The following is a 6,804-nucleotide window of genomic DNA, read 5'->3' on the forward strand; positions in this document are numbered from 1 at the left end:
AAAACTGTTGCATAATTCTAAGATTTTTATCAATTTTGAAGTTTTTTAAAAAATAACCAAAGATTACTTAATAATTTATCGTCTATAAAAATGAACAACAACAATGATTTTTAAGCTAACAAAAATTATAAATGGTTGTAAAAATCAGAATCTTAAAAGTCAGGAAAAGTTGTACAAACATTTTTTTGGAAAGATGATGAATATAAGTCTTAGATATACCGGCAATTACCATGATGCATCAGAGGTTGTAAATTCAGGATTTTTTAAAGTTTTTAACAAGATTGATTCATTCCAACAAAAAGGTTCTTTTGAAAATTGGATAAAAAGAATAATGATAAACACCGCCCTTGACCATATTAAATCTGACAAAACAGCAAAAGAATTACAGTTGAATATTGATGAAAATGAATTTTTGATAGAAAATGAAACCTTAGAAAATATTGATGAAAAAGAAATTATTTCATTTATCCAACAACTTCCACCAACGAGTAGAGCAGTATTTAACCTTTACGTAATTGAAGGATATAAACATAGTGAAATTGCAAAGAAGTTAGACATGAGCGAAGGAACATCTCATTGGCATCTTTCAAATGCGAGAAAATTATTGAAACAAAAAATTGAAAATACAAAAAAATAATTCTTAATAAATGGCTGATAATAAAAAACATATTGATGATTTTATCAAATCAAAGATGAATAATTATCAACCCTCATTTTCTCCTTCACATTGGGATAAAATGAAAACTTCATTATCAGGAAACAGTGTTAGTAAATTAGTATTCTTAAAGTCAAAAGCATTTAAGAAAATCTCTTATGTGGCTGCTTCAATATTGATTTTAGCTTTTACTTATTTTATTTTATTCAATCAAAACAACAGCAAAGAAGAAGTTGCAAAAGAAAAAATTTCGCAAACAAAAGAAGTAAAAACAAGAAAAAGAATAGCACAAAGCTCAAAAACATCATTAGAAAAAAAGGAAATACAATTATCAAAAAACAACATTTCAAAAGTTAAAAAAGCAAAGAATAAAAGCACAAATAAAAAATCAGATAATTTCAATTCCATAGTATTAAAAACAAAAAAAGCAAGTTCACAACAAAAATTTGACAATAAATTCGTCAATCAAACTAAAGAAACTCCAATTCCACAATTCACAAAAATATCTACCTTAGCTATGGATATTGTTTTGCAAAGAGCAATGATATTTTCTTTTTTAAATGAAACAAAAGATTCAACAAAACTTTCGCAAGTACATGTAGTTATCCCTACGCCACGGTCAAAGAAAAAGAAAAACATTTCATTATCTTTTGGTTTAGCGAATGATTATTTTGACCTCGCAAGTAACATATCTTATGAGGGCTATCTTTATCAAAATAAAAATAAAAGCTATATATCTCCCGGATTTTTTGTTACATTCAGAACAAATAAAAAAATCAATTTTAAAAGCGGATTTTCATATACCAATAAAAAATACAAAATTGATTACAATAATATTTCCACACCTTTATCCCCATTAAAGCCTACTTTTTCTGATATTGATTTAAAATATTTTGAAGTCCCAATTCTTTTAACCTACAAATACTTTAGTTCTGAGAATATTAATCTGACAATTTCATCTGGAATTGTTTCAAGTTTTTTAGTTATGCACAGCAACCAAACACTTTATTTTGATAATTCTTCAAGCAAAGAACCATTTTCAAATTACAAAAATATCAGAATAAATCCAACACTTAGCACTGACATCAACTACCTATTATTTAATGACTTAAGCATAGTGTTTTCACCAACAATACGATTGAATACAAGTGGTGGACTGATAGAAGGAAATACAAAAGAACACGACATTTTTGAATTAAAAAAAATATTAACTGGCATTTATGTTGGTATTAACTATAAATTTTAAATATCTTTGACCATGAAAAAACTCTTACTATTTAGTGTTATACTAACATTTTTAATAGAAGCAAGGGCACAAGATCCCCAATTCACGCAATTTTATGCAAATCCAATTTATTTAAATCCAGCTTTTGCAGGTACATCAGGAGGTCCCAGATTTGCAATGAACTACAGAAACCAATGGCCAAGTATTGGAGCTTCTTTTGTTACTTACACAGCTTCCTATGACCAACATTTTGATGTAATAGGTGGTGGTATTGGTTTTCAAGCCCTTTACGACCAAGCAGGTGATGGAGAATTATCCACAACAAAAGCAAATTTCATGTACTCATATCATTTGCGTGTAAGCAAAAAATTTTCAATAAAAGCAGGATTACAAGCATCAATAACTAAAAAGAGTTTAGATTTTAATAAATTACTTTGGAGAGATCAAATTGACAACCGCTTAGGTTTTATTTATAACACTCAAGAACCACTTCCTAATACAAATGGAAAAACAGAAATTGAACCTTTCACTGATTTTTCAGCAGGTATTTTAGGATTTACAAAGAAGTTCTATGCAGGCTTTGCAGTTCACCATATTAACGAACCCGAACAATCATTTTTAGGAAACCCAGGCAGTACCCTTCCTATGAAAATGACAGGACACATAGGAATGTTGATTCCAATGGACAAAGAAAGAGAACATAAATCATTTTTCTCACCAAATATTTTATACCAAAAGCAAGATCACTTTATGCAATTAAATGTAGGTGCATACTATATAAATAAGTTTTTTATAACAGGGGTTTGGTATCGTCAAACATCCGTTAACAGTGATGCAGTCATGGCACTTATAGGCGTAAAGAAAGATCAGCTAAAATTCGGATATAGTTATGATATTACAATTTCTGATGTCAATAAAGCTTCATTAGGAAGTCATGAAATTTCATTAATTGTAGAAATGAAAGTTTATAAAAGACCTCCTCCTAAGCATTGGCAAAGATTAGATTGTCCTGATTTTTAATTTTGTTTTTGATTTGGAAATAACGTTCTAAAAGTTGTAACTTGCATAAGTTCATTAAAAAATTAAAAAAAATGAAAAGATTAGTCGTTTTAATATTTATATTTATCAGTCTGGGATTAAAAGCTCAAGATCCTGAATTCACACAATTTTATGCAAATCCACTTTACTTGAATCCTGCATTTGCAGGAACAGCTCAAGGTCCACGATTGATAATGAACTATAGAAATCAATGGCCATCACTACAGTCATCTTTTGTAACTTATGCCGCATCATGGGATCAACATTTTGATAAGCTTGCAGGAGGAATTGGAGCACAAGTAATGTATGACCGTGCAGGAGATGGAGAACTTTCTACATATCAAGGAAGCTTTATTTACTCTTATCACCTTAATCTTTCACCAAAATTTTCTATCAAAGCAGGATTGCAGACAAGTATCCAACAAAAAACCATAGATTTTAGTAAACTTATTTTTGGCGATATGATTCATCCTCGCCAAGGAGTTGTCCGCGAAACTCAGGAAAACCTTCCTGCTCCCGGATTTTATAAAATGAATCCATTTCTTGATTTCTCTGCAGGAATTATGGCTTTTACAAAACGATTTTATGCAGGAGCTGCAGTACATCATATTAACAAACCTAAACAAAGTTTTTTAGATGATCCTTCATCAATACTTAACAGAAAATATACTTCCCACATTGGAATGATGATTCCTCTTGAGAATTCACGATTTCCTACTAAATTTTTCTCTCCAAACATTCTTTTTCAAATGCAGGATAATTTTATGCAATTCAATGTAGGAGCATATTTTATTAAAGATTATTTTATTAGTGGAATTTGGTTTCGTCAAACATCTGCTAATTTTGATGCAGTAATGGCGTTGATTGGAATTAAAAAAGACCCTGTTAAAATTGGATACAGCTATGACATCACTTTTTCAGAAGCTCGTTTTGGAGCACGTGGCAGTCATGAAATTTCTCTAATATTTGAATTAGATTCTCGCGATAGAGTTCCTTCTACAAAATGGAGAAAAATGCAATGTCCCGATTTTTAGTATCGTATTTCTAATATTCGTGTCCTTTTTGTAAAAAATATATAAAGAACAAAAACTGACATATATTCACAGATTTCAAACTGCCTTTGGTAGTTTGCGTTGTAAAAATTTATTAGAGTAAATTCATTTTAATCTGTGAATCTGTGGCAGTTATTCTATTCCAGTTTATCCGGGTTAGGACAGTAGCAGTATAATGCAAAAACTCACGATTAATCTCAAACACAGCAAAATGTAGAGAACACAAAAAATAAAAAACCCCGCCAAAAAGAAAATGACGAGGTTTATTCATAATGAAAAATAATATTTTTTTATACTATCTCTAAAAGCAACTGTTCCCTCGTAACCTTGTCATCTAAACTTACGTGTATCTCTTTAACCTTCCCACTAACTTTGGAAGTTATTATATTGTCCATTTTCATTGCTTCAAGAATAAAAAGTTTTTGACCATTTTTTACATCCTTCCCTTCTTTTACATAAATCTTTTTTATAGTACCGGGAATAAATGCAGTTACTTTTTTATCATCTTTTGGCTTATATATTTCCCTTTCTCTAAACTTCTTTGTCAATAGAGTTTTATATTTTGCCGTATGTATCTTAAAAGTAGTATATTTTACTTCTTTAGCATCTTGTTTTGCCATAATTTATATTTTAAAACGGTGGAATTCCATGTTTTCTCTCAGGTACTTCTACTGATTTATTAGTAGAAATTTCTAAAGCATGAATTAAAAATTTTCTTGTTTCATCAGGTTCTATTACCGCATCAATATATCCATAAGCAGCAGCAACATAAGGATTCGCAAACTTTTTAATATATTCCTTAACTTTTTGCTGTCTGAATTTTTCAGGATCATCAGCCTCTTGAATCTCCTTTCTAAAGATAATATTTGCTGCACCCTCAGGACCCATAACTGCAATTTCGGCAGTAGGCCATGCAAACACAAAGTCAGCTTTTAAATGATTAGAACACATAGCGATGTATCCTCCACCATAAGCTTTTCGAGTTATTACTGTGATTTTTGGAATCGTTGCTTCTGAATATGCATACAATACTTTGGCTCCATGCCTGATAACACCTGCATGCTCCTGATCAACACCAGGCAAATATCCAGGTAAATCAACAAGTGTTACTAAAGGAATATTAAATGCATCACAATACCTAATAAACCTCGCTGCTTTATCGGAAGAATCGACATCAAGAACACCTGCTAAAACAAGTGGTTGATTAGCTACAAAGCCAACAGTTTCACCATTTAATCTTGCAAATCCTATAACAATATTCTGAGCAAATAACTCCATCACTTCCAGAAAATCAGAATCATCACATACTGCTCTAATAATATCCCTTACATCATAAGGCTGTTTTTTGTTTGTAGGAAAAACATTCTGAATTTTATATTGCCTTGTTTTGGGAGATTTTTTTACAAATGGTTCTGCTTTTTTAGTATTGTTCCAAGGAATAAAACTAGTCAATCTTTTAACTTGCTCAAAACATTCCATTTCACTCTCAGCAAAAAAATGTGCATTCCCTGTTTTTTCTGCATGTACCCTTGCCCCTCCAAGTTCTTCCATTGAAATTTCTTCCCCAAGAACAGTTTTTATTACTGCAGGTCCTGTGATAAACATTTTTGAAATATTTTCCACAACAAATACAAAGTCAGTTAAAGCAGGTGAGTAAACAGCCCCTCCTGCACATGGTCCGAGTATTACAGTGATTTGAGGAATTACTCCTGAAGCACGTGTGTTTCTATAAAATATTTCACCATAACCGGCAAGTGAGTTAACACCTTCCTGAATACGGGCACCTCCAGAATCGTTAATTCCAATCAAAGGTACTTTTAATCTCATAGCATGATCCATGATTTTGGTAATCTTTTTTGCATGCATATTTCCCAAAGAACCTCCTGCTACGGTAAAGTCCTGAGCATAAATGCAAATCGGATATCCATAAATTGTTCCGGTTCCTGTAATCACACCATCACCAGGCAATTCTTTTTTATCCATATCAAAATCGGTCCCAACATGTTTTACAAACATATCATACTCATGAAATGAGTTAGGATCTAACAGAGCGACAATACGTTCTCGTGCTGTCAATTTTCCACCGGCTTTCTGTTTCTCAATTGCTTTATCTCCACCACCTTTAGAAACTCCTTGTATCCTCTTTTTTAATTCTATTGTTGTTGATCTTATAGACATATTATTACAATTTTGGTTAAAATCTTTTCAATTACAGCTTTTTAAATTTTTGCAACTATACAAATTTAATACTTAGCAAAAATACTAATATGGAAAAATAATACAAATCATCCACCTTTTTTTTCTATTTTGATGTTATTCTGCATATTAGAAAACAATTAATATGTTTTTAGATTTCAAAGATAGTCTATTTTATTCCAAATTAAGAATCTTATTTACTTTTTTGAATTGAGTTTTACTCTCTCATCCTTGTAATTATATCAAAAACAAGCAGTTATACCAATGTGAAAGCAAAATTACCGATATAAATTATTTCTATTTCCCTTTTTCTTTGTTACTCAAGTTTCGCATAATAATTCTGTGTGCTAACATATACTTCGACTGGTCATAATTTGAGCTTTGGCGCTATGTTTAACATATTGATTATTATCCGTTTACACGATATAGCAAAACACAGCTTATGACCGCTCAGCATAGATTTATTATCTGACTGTTATATTCTGTATTTTTTCTTAGTGCAACTTTGTGACTTGGTGTCTTTGTGGCAAGATATTGATAATTAGCCACGAATATTCTAAGACACTAAGAATCACAAAGTATGAAACAATTCATTATGGAATTATTATACTATTGATTTTCTTTATGTTATCACAACT

Annotated in this window: 6 protein-coding genes; 4 read left to right on the forward strand and 2 right to left on the reverse strand. The window is 30.9% G+C overall.

Annotation, left to right across the window (positions count from 1 at the left end; translation table 11 throughout):
- The first annotated feature begins 103 nt into the window (after nucleotides 1-103).
- The 4 genes from U9R42_15135 (at nucleotide 104) to U9R42_15150 (ending at nucleotide 3,952) form a co-directional block, all read left to right on the forward strand.
- Nucleotides 104-637 carry an RNA polymerase sigma factor gene (locus tag U9R42_15135; GenBank protein ID MEA3497360.1) on the forward strand — a complete coding sequence of 178 codons (534 nt, stop codon included), beginning with the start codon at nucleotides 104-106 and terminating at the stop codon, nucleotides 635-637.
- A 10-nt stretch (nucleotides 638-647) separates the two neighbouring features.
- On the forward strand, nucleotides 648-1,901 hold the full coding sequence (locus U9R42_15140; protein MEA3497361.1) for an outer membrane beta-barrel protein: 1,254 nt from the start codon (nucleotides 648-650) through the stop codon (nucleotides 1,899-1,901).
- 12 nt (nucleotides 1,902-1,913) lie between these two features.
- Entirely contained in the window at nucleotides 1,914-2,900 is a 987-nt protein-coding gene (locus U9R42_15145) for a type IX secretion system membrane protein PorP/SprF (protein ID MEA3497362.1), read from the forward strand.
- Nucleotides 2,901-2,971: 71 nt separating this feature from the next.
- Complete coding sequence (locus U9R42_15150; GenBank protein MEA3497363.1) at nucleotides 2,972-3,952, forward strand: type IX secretion system membrane protein PorP/SprF; 981 nt, start codon at nucleotides 2,972-2,974, stop codon at nucleotides 3,950-3,952.
- Nucleotides 3,953-4,260: 308 nt separating this feature from the next.
- Here U9R42_15150 and U9R42_15155 read toward each other — a convergent pair whose 3' ends face one another.
- Both U9R42_15155 and U9R42_15160 read right to left on the reverse strand, forming a co-directional pair.
- Nucleotides 4,261-4,590 carry an acetyl-CoA carboxylase biotin carboxyl carrier protein subunit gene (locus U9R42_15155; GenBank protein MEA3497364.1) on the reverse strand — a complete coding sequence of 110 codons (330 nt, stop codon included), beginning with the start codon at nucleotides 4,588-4,590 and terminating at the stop codon, nucleotides 4,261-4,263.
- Nucleotides 4,591-4,600: 10 nt separating this feature from the next.
- Nucleotides 4,601-6,148, reverse strand: a complete 1,548-nt coding sequence (locus U9R42_15160) for an acyl-CoA carboxylase subunit beta (protein MEA3497365.1) — start codon at nucleotides 6,146-6,148, stop codon at nucleotides 4,601-4,603.
- Nucleotides 6,149-6,804: the final 656 nt, after the last annotated feature.

The sequence above is a fragment of the Bacteroidota bacterium genome (genome assembly GCA_034723125.1).
In the GTDB taxonomy this organism is placed as follows: domain Bacteria; phylum Bacteroidota; class Bacteroidia; order CAILMK01; family JAAYUY01; genus JAYEOP01.

Bases quoted from the DNA above. Each gene is read 5' to 3' on its own strand.
- U9R42_15160 (MEA3497365.1), bottom strand. From the start codon at position 6,148: ATGTCTATAAGATCAACAACAATAGAATTAAAAAAGAGGATACAAGGA.
- U9R42_15135 (MEA3497360.1), top strand. From the start codon at position 104: ATGATTTTTAAGCTAACAAAAATTATAAATGGTTGTAAAAATCAGAAT.
- U9R42_15150 (MEA3497363.1), top strand. From the start codon at position 2,972: ATGAAAAGATTAGTCGTTTTAATATTTATATTTATCAGTCTGGGATTA.
- U9R42_15155 (MEA3497364.1), bottom strand. From the start codon at position 4,590: ATGGCAAAACAAGATGCTAAAGAAGTAAAATATACTACTTTTAAGATA.
- U9R42_15145 (MEA3497362.1), top strand. From the start codon at position 1,914: ATGAAAAAACTCTTACTATTTAGTGTTATACTAACATTTTTAATAGAA.
- U9R42_15140 (MEA3497361.1), top strand. From the start codon at position 648: ATGGCTGATAATAAAAAACATATTGATGATTTTATCAAATCAAAGATG.